We start from the raw sequence: 14609 nt of genomic DNA on the forward strand, positions 1-14609 counted from the left end.
ACGTGTGAGGAAAGGCGCTGGGCCCCTTCCCCCGGAAACAACGCGGCGATCTCTAGCACCCGCGACCGGGCCGCGCCATGCCGAGGAAATCTCCGCATGTGACTTGCCCTGCCCGGCTCCGCTGGTAAAGAGCGCGCCAACCGACCGTCGTTCATGGGGGGCGGATGACGGCGAAAGGATGACCGGCCGATGAAGCTGCTCTCTGGCAACTCCAACCGTGCGCTGTCCCAGGCGATCGCCGACCACCTGGACGCCCCCCTGACCAAGGCCCAGGTCAAGCGGTTCGCGGACAACGAGGTCTTCGCCGTCATCGAGGAAAACGTCCGGGGCGAGGACGTCTTCATCCTGCAGTCGACCTCCTACCCCGCCAACGACAATCTGATGGAGCTGCTGATCATCACCGACGCCCTGGTGCGGGCCTCGGCCAGGCGGATCACGGCGGTCATGCCCTATTTCGGCTATGCGCGTCAGGATCGGAAGACCGGCGGCCGCACCCCGATCTCGGCCAAGCTGGTGGCCAATCTGATCACCCGCGCCGGGGCGAACCGCGTGCTGACGATGGATCTCCACGCCGGCCAGATTCAAGGCTTCTTCGACATTCCGACCGACAATCTGGTCGCCACGCCGGTCCTGGCCCAGGACATCAAGGAAACCTACGGCCGCGACCCCAGCCTGATGATCGTCTCGCCGGACGTGGGCGGCGTGGTCCGCGCCCGCTCCCTGGCCAGCCGCCTGGACGCCGACCTCGCCATCGTCGACAAGCGACGGCCCAAGGCGGGCGAGAGCGAGGTCATGAACATCATCGGCGACGTCCAGGAGCGTCGCTGCATCCTGTTCGACGACATCGTCGATTCGGGCGGCACCCTGGTCAATGCGGCCAAGGCCCTGATCGACCAGGGCGCGACCGAGGTCTCGGCCTATATCAGCCACGGCGTCCTGTCGGGCCCGGCGGTCAAGCGCATCAGCGACGGCCCGCTGAAGGAACTGGTGATCACCAACTCCATCGAACAGCCCCACGAAGTTTTGAACTGCGCGAAAATCCGTGCGGTTTCCGTGGCTCCGCTGATCGGAGAGGCTATCCGACGGATCGCCAACGAGGAATCGGTCTCCAAACTGTTCGATTAACCCTCGGGTAATCATACGGATCGCCTTATAAGCGCCCATAGTGTTGGCGCTTTTGCGCGCGTGATCGCCTTGAGGATGTTCCAATGAAATCGGCCCCCCTGCGCCGCGGCGTTTCCGCCGTCGCCTTCGTCGCCGCCGTCATGCTCGCCAGCTGCGAGAGCGGACCCTCCAAAGCCGAGCTGGAGGCCCAGCGGCTGGCCGCCGAGGCCGCCGCCCGCCAGCCCCCGCCCATCTCCCTGAACCAGGGCGTGGCCGAGGCCGCCTCCATCTACGTCGCCTTCCTGCGCGAGGCCCGCACCATCCAGCCCGGCGGCTTCCCCGACGCGGAATCGATCCAGGCGGCAATCCGCAAGGGCGCCTCCTACGACGCCGAACAGCTGTCGCGCGGCCTGATCGCCTATGGCGCAATCATCGCCATGCAGTCGCCCGAGTTCGTCGCCGGGGTGCGCCAGTACGCCTCCAATCCGACCCAGCGTCAGCAGATGGTGGCCCAGATCGTCGCCGATCCGGCCTACGCCGCCACCCTGCCCGGCGCCGACGCCGCCGCCGGCCTGATCGCCGGCGCCATCGGCAAGGATGCGATCGCCATGCGCGCCATCGCCGAAGGCATCGAACAGGACGCCTATACGATCCAGGGCCGCAGCGATCCGCGCCGCCGCTGGGCCATCACCCCCATCGCCAACCGCGAGGTGCGGCTGGAGGGCGCCAAACATCTGTCCGAAGTGGACATGCTGCCCTCCGCCGAGGAATCGGCCCTGTTGTTCGCCGCCGGCAACAGCGGAACGGGCCTGGGGTTGGAGCCGGCGCGCAAGAGCCCGCCCTATACGCCCGCCGTCGTGCGCTCGCTGGCCATCGCCGCCCTGGGCGCCCTTGGCGCCGGCGGCGACGAGGCGCGGGTCAACACCGAGGCTCTGACCCGCGAGCCGAACAGCGAATTCTGCCTGAACATGTCCAAGCTGATGCTGTTCCAGTGCCTGGCCGCCTCGCGCCCCAGCTATGAGGACATCTTCTGCCTGGGCCGGCACGTGACGCGCGACCTGGCGACCTGCGCCACCGAGGCGACGCAGATCACCACCATCGTCGTCGGCGATCCGCAGGAGACGGGCGCCCCGGTCCGCACCCCCGTCGCCGCCACGGCGCCTGCCCCTGCCGCCGCGCCGGCCGTCACCACCACCCAGTCCCTGAACGCCGGCCCGACCACGAGCCGCTGACCGTTCTCCAGGACGACGAAAGGCCCGCCCCGAGCGATCGAGGCGGGCCTTTTTATCGACTGGCGACCTATTCGTAGCCGTGGGCCGCCTCGTTGATCACCTGGGACGGCATGGACGAGAAGTCCACAGACACCGGATTGGCGATCTTGGCCTGATAGGTGCGAAGCACATGCGTCATGCGCCGGCGCACCTCGCGCTCGGCCTCCGTGCCGGTCCCCAGCGCCAGGGGGGCCAGACAGAAGTCGATGATGGCTTCGGTTCGGGTCAGCGGTTCCATTGTGCGGTTCCTTTCCGGGTCAAGCCGCGTGGGTGAACTGGGCGGTCTCGGTCGAGTCCTTCAGCGCCGTCGTCGAGGACGTGCCGTTGGAGATGACCGTGGCGACCTGGTCGAAATAGCCGGTGCCGACCTCGCGCTGGTGGCGGGTGGCGGTGTAGCCGCGCGCCTCGTTGGCGAACTCGCGCTGCTGCAATTCCGAATAGGCCGCCATGCCGTTGTCGCGATAACCATCGGCCAGCTCGAACATCGAGTTGTTCAGGGCGTGGAAACCGGCCAAGGTCACGAACTGGAACTTGTAGCCCATGGCGCCCAACTCGCGCTGGAACTTGGCGATGGTGGCCTTGTCCAGCTTGGCCTCCCAGTTGAACGACGGCGAGCAGTTGTAGGCCATCAGCTTGCCGGGATATTTCTTCTGCACCGCCTCGGCGAACTTCTTGGCGTCTTCCAGGTCCGGGTGGCTGGTCTCCCACCACAGCAGGTCCGCGATAGTGGCGTAGGACAGGCCGCGCGCGATGCAATGGTCCAGCCCCGTGCCCTCTTTCAGGCGGAAGAAGCCTTCCGGCGTGCGGTTCTCCCGGTCGATGAAGGGCTGGTCCCGCTCGTCGATGTCCGAAGTGATCAGCTGCGCCGATTCGGCGTCCGTCCGGGCGACCGTGATGGTCGGCGTGCCCATGACGTCGGCGGCCAGGCGCGCGGCGACCAGGTTGCGTTCGTGCGCCTGGGTCGGGATCAGCACCTTGCCGCCCAGGTGGCCGCACTTCTTTTCGGACGCCAGCTGATCCTCGAAGTGGACGCCGGCGGCCCCCGCCTCAATGAAGGCCTTCATGATCTCGAAGCTGTTCAGCGGCCCGCCGAAACCGGCCTCCGCATCCGCGACGATGGGGGCGAACCAGTCGCGCTTGGCGCCGCCTTCGGCGTGCTCGATCTGGTCGGCGCGTTGCAGGGTGCGGTTGATGCGGCGGCACAGCTCCGGCGCGGCGTTCGCCGGATACAGCGACTGGTCGGGATACATGGCCGAGGCGGTGTTGGCGTCGGCCGCGACCTGCCAGCCCGACAGATAGATGGCCTTCAGGCCCGCGCGGACCATCTGCATCGCCTGATTGCCGGTGACGGCGCCGAGCGCATTGATGAAGGGCTCGTCATGCAGCAACTGCCACAGGCGGTTGGCGCCGCGCTCTGCCAGCGTATGGGTGACGGGAACCGAACCGCGCAGGCGCAGCACGTCTTCAGGCGTATAGGGACGCTCGATGCCGTCGAAACGGCCGGCGGGCGAAGGAACCAGATCGGCGAAGGTGGTCATGATCGAACTCGGTCTCTGAAGGGCGCGGCCGCAGCCGCCGTCTCAAGATAAGAACACGCCGAAGTCACGACTGACACATCGGTAAACGCGATATTGAAGTCATTTTGTCACATAATGACTTTGCAGTACTGGTCGTTTTATGACATTTTCGGCGCATGGACGTCGCGACCGACCGAAAGCTTTTCTTGGGCGCACGGCTGAAGCGGTTGCGGCGCGACCTGTCGCTGACCCAGACGGCGATGGCCGCGGACCTCGGCGTCTCCCCCAGCTATCTGAACCATATAGAACGCAATCAGCGGCCGGTTTCGGCCCAGCTTCTGCTGCGGCTGGCCGAAACCTACGACGTCGATCTGCGCAGCCTGAACCAGGCGGGCGCAGCCGACGAGGCGCGGCTGGCGGAAATCCTGACCGACCCCCTGTTCAAGGGGCTGTCGGCGCCCCGCCACGAACTGGTGCAGCTGCTGGAAGAGGCGCCCGGCGTCGCGGACGCCCTGCTGCGGCTGTATCAGGCCTTCGACGACGGCCGCGCCAAGGCGCGCGCCGCCGCCGAGACCGGAGAGGGTCTGGTCGAGTCCAGCCCGGCCGACTGGGTGCGCGAACATATCCAGTCGCGCGGCAACCATTTCCCCGAACTGGACCAGATGGGCGAGACCCTGGCCGAAATCCTGTCCGCGGAGGCGCCGGCCCATGCCGACGGGTTCGAACCCGCCGCGCGTCAGCGCCTGGCGGCCCGGCACGACCTGGGCGTCCGCACCCTGCCGGCCGAGGTGATGGTGGAATGGACCCGCCGCTACGACCTGCACCGCCGCCGTCTGCTGCTGTCGGAGACGCTCGGCCCCGCGTCGCGCGCCTTCGCCATCGCCTATCAGCTGGCTCTGGTCGAACATGGGCCCGACCTGCATCGGATGGCGGAGGCTTCGGCCGCGCCGGACGCCCCCACCCGGTCCCTGTTGAAGGTCGCCCTGACCAACACGCTGGCCGCCGCCATCCTGATGCCCTACGCCGCCTTCCAGCGCGCGGCGGAAGAGACGGGCTACGACCTGGCCCGGCTCCAGGGCCGGTTCGGCGTCAGCTACGAACAGGCGGCGCATCGGCTGACCACCCTGTCGCGGCCGACCGCGCGGGGCGTGCCCTTCTTCCTGATGCGGGTGGACCAGGCGGGCAACATATCAAAACGCTATGCCGCCGGCGCCTTTCCCTTCTCCCGCTTCGGCGGCGCCTGCCCGCGCTGGCGGCTGCACTCGGCCTTCCGCACGCCCGGCCGCATCGTCACCCAGATCATCGAGACGCCCGACGGCAATCGATGGTTCACCTTCGCCCGCACGGTCGAGCGCCAGGGCCACGACGGCCATGGCGAGCGGCACGACCTGGCCGTGGGCCTGGGTTGCGAACTGCGTCACGCCCATCGCCTGACCTATGCGCGGGGCCTGGACCTGGACAGCCCGGAGGCCACCCCCATCGGCCCCGCCTGCCGCCTGTGCCACCGCCACCCCTGCGCCGAACGGGCCGCCGCCCCCATCGACCGTCCGCTGGCGGTCGACGACTGGTCTAAGTCCGTCAGCCCCTACCCGTTCGGCACGGCCTGACCAGTCCTGATGCCGCCATCCTCGCCGTTGCGGCGAGGATCCATACGCCCGGCGTCTCCGGGGCGCGTCGTCGTCAAACCGGGAGTCTGGATCCTAGGACTAGGTTCAATCGACAGTCGTGAAGACAGGTATCTTCGGCTCGTCATTCCGGGGCTGAGCGGAGCGAAGAACCCGGAACCCAGGGCCGCAGTCGCGCTGTTCAACGCCTCCAAGGCCTGACGCCCGCCTCCTGGGTTCCGGGTTCGTCCTGCGGACGCCCCGGAATGACGTTCATGGGCTGAATGTCGACTGAGCCTAGCCCCAGGATGACGAGACAGAGGGCGGCCTAGCGCCGCTGGTCGGCCGTGCGGTCGCGGATAGCGTTGAACTCCGCCGTCGGCTTCCACGCGGGCCAGCTTTCGCTGTCCGCCACGGTCAGCCCCAGCCGATACAGCAGGTCCAGGTTCTGCAGGGCCGCCGTGAAGTCGTAGTCGGCGCGCCATTCGTCGGTCAGCTTGTGATAGTACCGCTCCATCTGCCCTTCGTAATAGGGCTTGCCCGCCTCGATCCCGCCCTGGACGAAGTCGCGCCCGGTCCAGGGCATCAGGGCCGGCACGCCGCCCGCCGCGAAGTTGAAATGGTCGGAGCGGTAGTAGAAGCCTTCCTGAGGATAGCCGTCGCCGGTCACGACCCGCCCCTGCGCCGCCGCGAACCGGGCCAGGATGTCTTCCAGCTCGGACTTTCCGACGCCGAAAACGGCCACGTCGCGCGTCGCCGGGGTGAAGGGCAGCATGTCGATGTTGATGTCCGCCGCCGTCTTCGCCAGCGGATAGACGGGATCGGCGGCATAGGCTTCCGATCCCAGCAACCCCTGCTCCTCGGCCGTGACGTGCAGGAAGACGACGGTGCGCTTGGGCGCCGGCCCGGCCTTGAACGCCCGCGCCATCTCGATCAGTCCGGCGGTGCCCGACGCATTGTCCCAGGCGCCGTTGAAGATGTCGTCGCCGTCCGCGTTGGGCGTCCTGGCCTTGCCGACATGGTCCCAGTGGGCGGAGTAGAAGACATATTCGTCCGGCCGCTCCGTGCCGGGTATCTTCGCCAGCAGATTATTGGAATGGATGACCTCGGTCGTCTCGGCGATGTCCACGTCCAGCCGCGCGGCCAGGGCGACCGCCCCGCCCAGGGCGCCGACCTTGGCCTTGGCCAGAGCGGCCTCGAACGGCGCGCCCCCGATGGCGGTCGCCGTCGCCAGATTGATCGCTCCGGTGAAGCGCGCGTCCTCGGCGCCCTTGACCGTCATCTGGGGCCGGGCCGCCCCGCCGACGGCCCGGCGCCAGCGGCCGTCCTGATCCTGAAGCGTGATGACGCCGACGGCGCCGCGTTTCAGCGCCTCCTGCATCTTGTGGGTGGTCGAGCCGTAGAAGTTGGGGTCCGCCCCCATGCTTTCGGGCTGGCCGCGCAACACGACGACGACCTTGCCGGTCAGGTCGGTCGATCCGTAGTCGTCCCAGGTCGGGCCCGAGACGCCGTATCCGGCGAAGACCAACGGGGCGCCGGCGATCTGGACCACCGGATCGGCCGCCCCGGCGCGCAGGGTGATGTCGGTCCCCGACGTCAGCACGTGACGCGCCCCATCCGCCCCGGTCCAGGCCGCCGTCGGCGCCCGCTCGGGCGTGAACCGCACCAGCTCGACCGGCTGCAGCCACGACCCGTCGCGCCCGCCCGGCTCCAGCCCCATCGCCTCGTACTGGGCCTGCAGATAGGCCAGGGTCAGCCGCTCTCCGACCAGGCCGGGGAACCGACCCTCCATCTGATCCGAGGCCAGGTATTTGATGTGGTCCGACAGACGCTGGGCGCTGAACTGCGGCGTGGCGGCCGAGGCGACGGCGAAGGCGTCGACCGGCTGGCTGGGGACAGGGATCGGCGTGGCGGCGCAGGCGGCCAGCGCCAGGGCGGCCAGGGCGACCAGGGGTGAACGGCGAAGAATCATAAGGCTTGCTCGACAGGAAACGGCGGACGGGGCGAGAGGTCCCCCCGCCCCGCGTGAAGGATCGGGTGAATCAGCGGCGCTCGGACGCCGTGGTCGCGCGCACGGGTGCGAACTCCGACCCCGGCTTCCACTGCGGCCAGTCGCGGCTGTCGGCCAGGGCGCGGCCGACGTCGTAGAAGACGGTCAGATCCTCGATCATGCCGCGATAGTCCCAATCCGGCGACCATTCGTCCGCCGCCTGGTGATAGCGTTTGGCCCCGTATTCCGACCGGGCGGCCTCGCGCACAGCGATCGGCTCGTCACGGAAATCGCCCCGGCTGCCGGCATAGGCCATCGGCACGCCGCGCTTGGCCAGCGGGAAATGGTCCGAACGATAATAGGTGCCGGCCGCGTTCTCGTGATCGGGAACCAGGGCGCGCCCCTGCGCCTGGGCCGCCGCCGCCAGACGCGCGTCGAAGTCGGACTGGCCGTATCCGGTGACGCCCAGGCCGGCGACGCGGCCATAGACGTTCATCGAATCCATGTTGAAGCCGCCCACCGTCCTGGTCAGCGGATAGACCGGGTTGACCGCATAGTATTCCGAACCCAGCAGGCCGCTTTCCTCGGCCGTGAAGCTGATCATGACGATGGAGCGTTCGGTGCGCGGCGCGCGGCCGAACATCCGCGCCAGCTCCAGCAGGCCCGCCGTGCCCGAAGCGTTGTCCACCGCCCCGTTGAAGATGCGGTCGCCGGTCGCGTCCGGCTCGCCCATGCCGATGTGGTCCCAATGGGCGGTGTAGAGCACCGTCTCGTCCGGATGGGTCGTCCCCGGCAGGCGGGCGATGACGTTGCGGCTCGTGACCTGGCTGGTCGCCACGTCGAACTCGGTCGAGAAGGACGCGCCGGCCAAGACGACGGGCTGGAAGTCGCGGCTGCGCGCCTTCACCTTCAACGCTTCGAAATCCAGGCCCGCGCGGCGGAACAGATCGACCGCCACATCGCGCTGGATCCAGCCCTCCATCGGCACGCGCTCTGCCGCCGCATTCTGGCGCAGGATGTCGAACTGGGGCACGCCCCAGGAGTTGGCCACCGTCTGCCAGCCATAGGACGCCGGCGCCATCTCGTGCACGATCAGCACCCCGGCCGCCCCCTGACGCGCCGCCTCTTCGTACTTGTAGGTCCAGCGGCCGTAATAGGTCATGGCCTTGCCGCCGAAGGTGTTCAGCGCCGGCTCCTCGAAGTCGGCGTCGTTGACCAGCACGACCAGGATCTTGCCGTGCAGGTCCTGGCCCTTGAAGTCGTTCCACTGACGCTCGGGCGCGTTGATCCCATAGCCGACGAAGACCAGGGGCGCGTCCTTCAGGCTGACATGCTGGGCCGGGCGTCGGGTCGAGATGGCGACCTCCCGGCCCTGGGTCATCGGCAGGGTCCAGTCGCCCAGCTTCAGCGAGGCGCGGACGTTGGACTGGGTGAAGCGGTTCAGGATCACGTCCTGCGTCCATTGGCCGTTCGGCCCGCCCGGCTGGAAGCCGGCGGCGGCGTAGCCTTCGCTCAGGTAGCGGATGACTTTGTCCTCCGCCGGGGTGGCGATGCCGCGCCCCTCGAAACTGTCGTCCGACAGGGTCTTGATGTCCTGCGAAATCCGCGCCGCATCGAAGACGGGCGGGGCCTGCGTCGTCTCCGTGGTGGCGCAGGCGGACAGGGCGACGCCGGCCAGAAGGACCGCGGCGAACGAAGACACTAGACGCATGGTTGAGGGGCCCCCACAGCCGGAAAAGATAGTGGACCCTAGGCGGCGAAATCCATCGTGTCGATTCCGCGCGCTGCGCCAAATGTCGCAAATGAAAAGGCCCGCCGAAGCGCGCTTCGACGGGCCAAAAGGTCGAACCGACGCGGGCTTAGTGGGCGACGCCCTTCCAGATGCGGCGATAGGCGGCGTAGGTGACGCCGGCGAAGATCAGCAGATAGATCAGCACGCCGAACCCGGCCTGTTTGCGCTCCACCATCTTCGGCTCGGACGTCCAGGCGATGAAGGCGGCCACGTCCTTGGCGTACTGGTCCACCGTCTGGGGCGAACCGTCGTCATAGGTGACGAGCCCGTCCTTCAGCGGCGGCGGCATGGCGATGAAGCCGCCGGGCGGCACATGGCCCTTGGTCTCGTCCCAGAACGGCGTCAGGTCGCCGGCCATATAGGGATTGTAGTGCTGGCCGTCGCGGATGGTCAGGCCGGCCGGCGGGTTCCGATACCCCGACAGCAGCGAATAGATGTAGTTGGCGCCGTCGTGGCGAGCCTTGGCCATCACCGACAGGTCGGGCGGCGCGGCGCCGCCGTTGCCCGCCGCCGCCGCCGTGGCGTTGGGATAAGGGCTGCGGAACTTGTCGGCGGGCGTGGCGTCGCGCTGGATCGGCTCGCCGGTCTCGCTGTCGATGTCGGGGACCTGCACTTCTTTGGCCAGGGCCTTCACGACGGGGTTGTCGTTCGGGTTCGGATATTTCGGATTCCAGAACGGCCCGTGGCGGTCGCCCAGGTTCCGGTAATGCATCAGGTTCATGCTGTGACAGGCGGCGCAGACCTCGTGATAGACCTTGTAGCCGCGTTGAAGCTGGCCCTGGTCATAGGTCCCGAACGGCCCCTCGAAGCTGAAGCCCCCCGAGCGCGGATGAGCGGCCCCGCCCGCGGCCAGGGCTGGCGCGGCGCCCAGCAGGCCCAGAGCGACGGCGGCCGAGGCGATGATCGTCTTGAACGACATGGTCTTGGTTCCGATCGTCATGCCCCTCACCCCTTGTGCTCGACGGCGTCGGCGCCGGTCAGCACCGGCTCGGAGATCGTCGCCGGGATCGGCAGGGGCGTCTCCTTGAGCCCCACCAGCGGCAGGATGATCAGGAAAAAGACGAAGTAGTAGAGGGTGAACAGGCGCGTCAGCCACAGATAGCTGTTCAGGTCGCCATCGAAGAGGGTGAAGGTCTTGAACGACCCGATCACCGGCGCATCCGGCAGCTGACCGCCGCACCAGCCCAGGCCGACGCCCACCACCAGGAAGATGACGAAGAAGGTCCGCATCGTGGGGCGATAGCGCATCGAGCGCACCTTGGACGTATCCAGCCACGGCAGCACGAACAGCACGCCGATGGCGCTGAACATCGCCACCACCCCGCCGAACTTGTCGGGAACGGCGCGCAGGATGGCGTAGAAGGGCAGCATGTACCATTCGGGCACGATGTGCGCCGGGGTCTGCAGCGGGTTGGCCGGAATGTAGTTGTCGGCGTGGCCCAGGGCGTTCGGCTGATAGAAGACGAAGATGGCGAACAGGATCAGGAACAGGATGATGGCGAACCCGTCCTTGACCGTGAAATACGGGTGGAAGGGCAGCATGTCCTTCTTCTCGCGATCCTTGGGGATCAGGATGCCGACAGGGTTGTTCTGACCGGCCGAGTGCAGGGCCCAGAGGTGCAGAACGACGCAGCCCAGAATGGCGAACGGCAGCAGATAGTGCAGCGAGAAGAAGCGGTTCAGCGTGGCGTTGTCGATCGCCGGCCCGCCGCGCAGCCAGATCAGGATCGGCTCGCCGACGCCGGGAATGGCCCCGATCAGATTGGTGATGACCTCGGCGCCCCAGAAGGACATCTGGCCCCACGGCAGGACGTAGCCCAGGAAGGCGGTGGCGATCATCAGGAAGAAGATCACGCAGCCGATGATCCAGATCATCTCGCGCGGCGCCTTGTAGGAGCCGTAGTAGAGGCCCCGCAGCATGTGCAGATAGACGGCGATGAAGAACATCGACGCGCCGTTGGCGTGGACGTAGCGGATCAGCCAGCCGCCGTTCACGTCCCGCATGATCCGCTCGACCGAGGCGAAGGCCAGGTCGACGTTGGGCGTATAATGCATGGCCAGGACGATGCCGGTGACGATCTGCGTCACCAGGCACAGGGCCAGGATGCCGCCGAAGGTCCACCAGTAGTTCAGGTTCCTGGGCGTCGGCAGGGACATGTAGTCCGCGCCGAAGCGAATGATGGGCAGACGGCTGTCCAGCCACTTCTCGACGCCCGTCTTCGGGACGTAGGTGCTCTCGTGGTCGCTCATGGTCCCCCCTTGTCCTCAGCCGATCTTGACGCGGGTGTCGGACAGATAGTCGTAATCCGGCACCACCAGGTTCAGGGGCGCCGGCCCCTTTCGGATGCGGCCGGAGGCGTCGTAGTGCGAGCCGTGGCAGGGGCAGAACCACCCGCCGTAATCGCCCGCGCCAAAGGTCGGAACGCAGCCCAGGTGCGTGCACGATCCGACGACGACCAGATAGGGCTCGTGGCCGGCCTTGGTGCGTTCCTGGTCGGTCTGCGGCGGACTGCCCACGGCGCCCTCGGCCACGACCTTCTGGATTTCGGCCGGAGTGCGATAGCGCACGAACACCGGCTTGCCCTGCCATTTGATCACGACCTGCTGGCCTTCCTGCACCTTGGTCAGGTCGAACTCGATCGAGGCCAGGGCCAGGGTGTCGGCCGCCGGGTTCATCTGGTTGATCAGCGGCCAGGCGACCATCGCGCCCGCGCCGACCGCCGCGGCGCCCGCCGCGATATAGATGAAGTCGCGACGATTGGGATCGTCGCTTTCGGAATCGCCAGCGTCTTGGGTATGCACGACCGATTCGGCCAAGTTTCCACCTCCCGATCGCCGCAGGAAAAGCCCAAAGGCCTCCCCAGCCACGGCGCCAAACCAACCAGCGACGCCGGTGTTTCCCCACGGTCCCGACCTGCGCCCTCTTTCGCGCAAGCTGCTGACGTTTCTTGCGAAACGTTCGCAAATAGACCGCGACAAACCCCCTCGCCGCGCGTATCAACGGGCTTAGAATGCGTCTCGCCCTTTTTCAACCGGACATTCCTCAGAACGTCGGCGCGTGCATTCGGCTGTCGGCCTGTTTCGGCGTCGATCTGCATGTGATCGAGCCGACGGGTTTTCGCTTCGACGACCGGGCGATGAAGCGCGCCGCCCTGGATTACGGCCCCCTGTCGCACATGACCCGTCACGCCGACTGGGACGCCTTCCAGGCCGACCGCCCGGCCGGACGGCTGGTGCTGTTCACCACCAGGGGGGCGACGCCCCTGACCGACTTCGTCTTCCGACCCGACGACGTCCTGCTGTTCGGCAAGGAGAGCGCGGGCGCGCCCGACCATGTCCACGCCGCCGCCGACGCCCGCGTCGTCGTGCCGCTGCGCCCCGGCGCCCGCTCCCTGAACCTGTCGGTCACGGCGGGCGTCGCCCTGTGGGAAGGCTTGCGACAGACGGGCGGGATAGGCGTCCGCGACGACGGGTGACGCGGCGGGCGCGACGTGGTTCAAGCACGCATGAGCGACGCCGTCTTCTCCGATCCGCTCGACCTGAAGAAGGTCGAGACCCGCGCCTGGTTCGAGCATCTGCGCGACCGCATCCATGCGGCGTTCGAAGCGCTGGAAGACGCCGCCCCCGCCGACCTGTTTCCGGGCGAGCCCGGCCGCTTCGTGCGCACCCCCTGGACGCGGCCCGAGGGCGGCGGCGGCGTCATGGGGATGATGCGCGGCCGGCTGTTCGAGAAGGTGGGCGTCCACGTCTCGACCGTGCACGGCGCCTTTCCCGCCGACTACGCCCGAACCGTGCCGGGCGCCGAGGTCGATCCGCGTTTCTTCGCCACGGGGATCAGCCTGATCTGCCATCCGGTCAGCCCGCGCGTGCCGGCCGTCCACATGAACACCCGTTTCATCGCCACGACCAAGCACTGGTTCGGCGGGGGCGGCGACCTGACGCCGGTGCTGGACGCGGATCGGCGCCAGGACCATCCCGACACCCTGGCCTTCCACGCCGCGATGAAGGCCGCCTGCGACGCCCACGACCCAGACTGGCACGCCCGCTACAAGGCCTGGTGCGACGACTATTTCTACCTGCCCCACCGCCAGGAGCCGCGCGGCACCGGCGGCGTCTTCTACGACCATCACGACAGCGGCGACTACGATCGCGACTTCGCCTTCACCCGCGACATCGGCCTGGCCTTTCTGGACGTCTATCCCCGGATCGTGGCCGCCCGCATGGCCGAGCCCTGGACGGCGGAGGAGCGCGAGGAACAGCTGGTCCGGCGCGGCCGCTATGTGGAGTTCAACCTGCTCTACGACCGCGGCACCCTGTTCGGCCTGAAGACCGGCGGGAACGTGGACTCCATCCTGTCGTCCATGCCGCCCGTGGTGAAGTGGCCTTGATCGCGGCACACAAGAATCCGCAGGATTGAGAGCATCAACGCATCATCGTCTGCTCGAAAACATCTCCCGCCCGGCTGCGATAGCGTTCCTTGTGCCTTAACAGGCGAAACGGCCTTTCCGGCAGGGCGAAGGGGGCCGTCGCCAGCCGACCGGCCGCGACCGAGGCATAGGCCACGCTTTCCGACAGGGCCGTGGCCCCCGCTCCCGCCTCGGCCGCCGCCAGCACCGCCTCGTTGGACGGCAGGGTCATCGACACCGACAGTTCGGCCGGATCGACGCCCGCCGCGCGCACCGCCGCCTCCAATGTCGAACGGGTGCCCGATCCGACCTCGCGCAGCACCCAGGGCTGGGTCGTCAGGTCGCGCGGCTGAAGCTGTCGCGAGCCCGCCCAAGGGTGGTCCGGCGTCACCAGCACCGCCAGGCGGTCGGACCCCACCTGCGTCTTCGACAGCGCCGGTTCGTCCACCGCCCCCTCGACCAGGCCGATCTCGGCGGCGCCGGTCAGCACGGCCAGTGTCGCCTCGCGCGTATTGCCGATCTCCACCGCCAGTTCGACTCCGGGATAGGCGGCGTGAAAATCCACCAGGCGGCGCGGCAGCCAGTAGCTGGCGATGGTCTGGCTGGCGAACACGGCCAGTCGCCCGCGCCGCAGCGCGCTCATGTCCGCCAGCGCGGCCTCCGCCGCCTGGGCCCGCGCCAGCACCGCCTCCGCCTCGGGCAGGAAGGCCCGGCCCGTCTCGTTCAGCACGATCCCCCGCCCCACCCTGTCGAACAGGCGCACCTCATGCTCCGCCTCCAGGGCCGCGATGGCGTTCGACACGGCCGATTGCGTCAGGTTCAGCGCCCGCGCCGCCGCCGTCACATGGTCCCGCTCGGCGACGGCGACGAATATCCGCAGGCGTTCCAGGGTCACGATTGATCTCCTAATCGGATTGGAACGACC

At 68.0% G+C, this 14609-nt stretch carries 13 protein-coding genes; 5 read left to right on the top strand and 8 right to left on the bottom strand.

The genetic code is table 11. The features are described 5' to 3' along the window. Positions 1 to 189: 189 nt before the first annotated feature. Entirely contained in the window at positions 190 to 1125 is a 936-nt protein-coding gene (locus AC0L6G_RS07565) for a ribose-phosphate pyrophosphokinase (RefSeq protein WP_293827959.1), read from the top strand. Between the two features lie 83 nt (positions 1126 to 1208). Then, positions 1209 to 2336, top strand: coding sequence for a hypothetical protein (locus tag AC0L6G_RS07570; protein ID WP_473253137.1), 1128 nt, complete (start codon positions 1209 to 1211; stop codon positions 2334 to 2336). Between the two features lie 67 nt (positions 2337 to 2403). Here AC0L6G_RS07570 and AC0L6G_RS07575 read toward each other — a convergent pair whose 3' ends face one another. Together AC0L6G_RS07575 and aceA are read right to left on the bottom strand one after the other, a co-directional pair. Then, complete coding sequence (locus AC0L6G_RS07575; RefSeq protein ID WP_293827963.1) at positions 2404 to 2613, bottom strand: hypothetical protein; 210 nt, start codon at positions 2611 to 2613, stop codon at positions 2404 to 2406. Positions 2614 to 2632: 19 nt separating this feature from the next. Beyond that, entirely contained in the window at positions 2633 to 3913 is a 1281-nt protein-coding gene (gene aceA / locus AC0L6G_RS07580; protein WP_291536421.1) for an isocitrate lyase, read from the bottom strand. A 155-nt stretch (positions 3914 to 4068) separates the two neighbouring features. Between aceA and AC0L6G_RS07585 the strand changes: the two genes are divergently transcribed. After that, positions 4069 to 5499 (top strand): helix-turn-helix domain-containing protein, encoded by a 1431-nt coding sequence (locus AC0L6G_RS07585; protein WP_293827965.1) that lies wholly within the window; start codon positions 4069 to 4071, stop codon positions 5497 to 5499. Between the two features lie 325 nt (positions 5500 to 5824). Here AC0L6G_RS07585 and AC0L6G_RS07590 read toward each other — a convergent pair whose 3' ends face one another. The 5 genes from AC0L6G_RS07590 to petA all read right to left on the bottom strand — a co-directional run bounded on the left by AC0L6G_RS07590 (position 5825) and on the right by petA (position 12095). Continuing rightward, a complete protein-coding gene (locus AC0L6G_RS07590; protein ID WP_293827326.1) occupies positions 5825 to 7468 on the bottom strand; it encodes a M28 family peptidase in 1644 nt (547 codons plus the stop codon). Positions 7469 to 7538: 70 nt separating this feature from the next. Further along, positions 7539 to 9197 carry a M28 family metallopeptidase gene (locus AC0L6G_RS07595; RefSeq protein WP_293827327.1) on the bottom strand — a complete coding sequence of 553 codons (1659 nt, stop codon included), beginning with the start codon at positions 9195 to 9197 and terminating at the stop codon, positions 7539 to 7541. A 148-nt stretch (positions 9198 to 9345) separates the two neighbouring features. Next, positions 9346 to 10218: a cytochrome c1 gene (locus tag AC0L6G_RS07600; RefSeq protein WP_293827328.1), complete on the bottom strand. Its 873-nt coding sequence runs from the start codon at positions 10216 to 10218 to the stop codon at positions 9346 to 9348. Positions 10219 to 10223: 5 nt separating this feature from the next. Beyond that, positions 10224 to 11528 carry a cytochrome b gene (locus tag AC0L6G_RS07605; RefSeq protein ID WP_293827329.1) on the bottom strand — a complete coding sequence of 435 codons (1305 nt, stop codon included), beginning with the start codon at positions 11526 to 11528 and terminating at the stop codon, positions 10224 to 10226. A 15-nt stretch (positions 11529 to 11543) separates the two neighbouring features. Beyond that, positions 11544 to 12095, bottom strand: a complete 552-nt coding sequence (gene petA / locus AC0L6G_RS07610; protein WP_291536428.1) for a ubiquinol-cytochrome c reductase iron-sulfur subunit — start codon at positions 12093 to 12095, stop codon at positions 11544 to 11546. A gap of 194 nt (positions 12096 to 12289) precedes the next feature. Between petA and AC0L6G_RS07615 the strand changes: the two genes are divergently transcribed. Next, positions 12290 to 12754, top strand: coding sequence for a tRNA (cytidine(34)-2'-O)-methyltransferase (locus tag AC0L6G_RS07615; protein WP_293827332.1), 465 nt, complete (start codon positions 12290 to 12292; stop codon positions 12752 to 12754). Between the two features lie 30 nt (positions 12755 to 12784). Next, positions 12785 to 13666, top strand: a complete 882-nt coding sequence (hemF, locus tag AC0L6G_RS07620) for an oxygen-dependent coproporphyrinogen oxidase (RefSeq protein ID WP_293827335.1) — start codon at positions 12785 to 12787, stop codon at positions 13664 to 13666. 34 nt (positions 13667 to 13700) lie between these two features. Here hemF and AC0L6G_RS07625 read toward each other — a convergent pair whose 3' ends face one another. After that, positions 13701 to 14579: a LysR family transcriptional regulator gene (locus tag AC0L6G_RS07625; protein WP_293827338.1), complete on the bottom strand. Its 879-nt coding sequence runs from the start codon at positions 14577 to 14579 to the stop codon at positions 13701 to 13703. Positions 14580 to 14609 lie beyond the last annotated feature (30 nt).

Source organism: Brevundimonas sp. D3-1P, from assembly GCF_055809335.1.

Bases quoted from the DNA above. Each gene is read 5' to 3' on its own strand.
- AC0L6G_RS07570 (WP_473253137.1), top strand. From the start codon at position 1,209: ATGAAATCGGCCCCCCTGCGCCGCGGCGTTTCCGCCGTCGCCTTCGTC.
- AC0L6G_RS07605 (WP_293827329.1), bottom strand. From the start codon at position 11,528: ATGAGCGACCACGAGAGCACCTACGTCCCGAAGACGGGCGTCGAGAAG.
- hemF (WP_293827335.1), top strand. From the start codon at position 12,785: ATGAGCGACGCCGTCTTCTCCGATCCGCTCGACCTGAAGAAGGTCGAG.
- aceA (WP_291536421.1), bottom strand. From the start codon at position 3,913: ATGACCACCTTCGCCGATCTGGTTCCTTCGCCCGCCGGCCGTTTCGAC.
- AC0L6G_RS07575 (WP_293827963.1), bottom strand. From the start codon at position 2,613: ATGGAACCGCTGACCCGAACCGAAGCCATCATCGACTTCTGTCTGGCC.
- AC0L6G_RS07600 (WP_293827328.1), bottom strand. From the start codon at position 10,218: ATGACGATCGGAACCAAGACCATGTCGTTCAAGACGATCATCGCCTCG.
- AC0L6G_RS07590 (WP_293827326.1), bottom strand. From the start codon at position 7,468: ATGATTCTTCGCCGTTCACCCCTGGTCGCCCTGGCCGCCCTGGCGCTG.
- AC0L6G_RS07565 (WP_293827959.1), top strand. From the start codon at position 190: ATGAAGCTGCTCTCTGGCAACTCCAACCGTGCGCTGTCCCAGGCGATC.
- AC0L6G_RS07595 (WP_293827327.1), bottom strand. From the start codon at position 9,197: ATGCGTCTAGTGTCTTCGTTCGCCGCGGTCCTTCTGGCCGGCGTCGCC.
- AC0L6G_RS07585 (WP_293827965.1), top strand. From the start codon at position 4,069: ATGGACGTCGCGACCGACCGAAAGCTTTTCTTGGGCGCACGGCTGAAG.
- AC0L6G_RS07615 (WP_293827332.1), top strand. From the start codon at position 12,290: ATGCGTCTCGCCCTTTTTCAACCGGACATTCCTCAGAACGTCGGCGCG.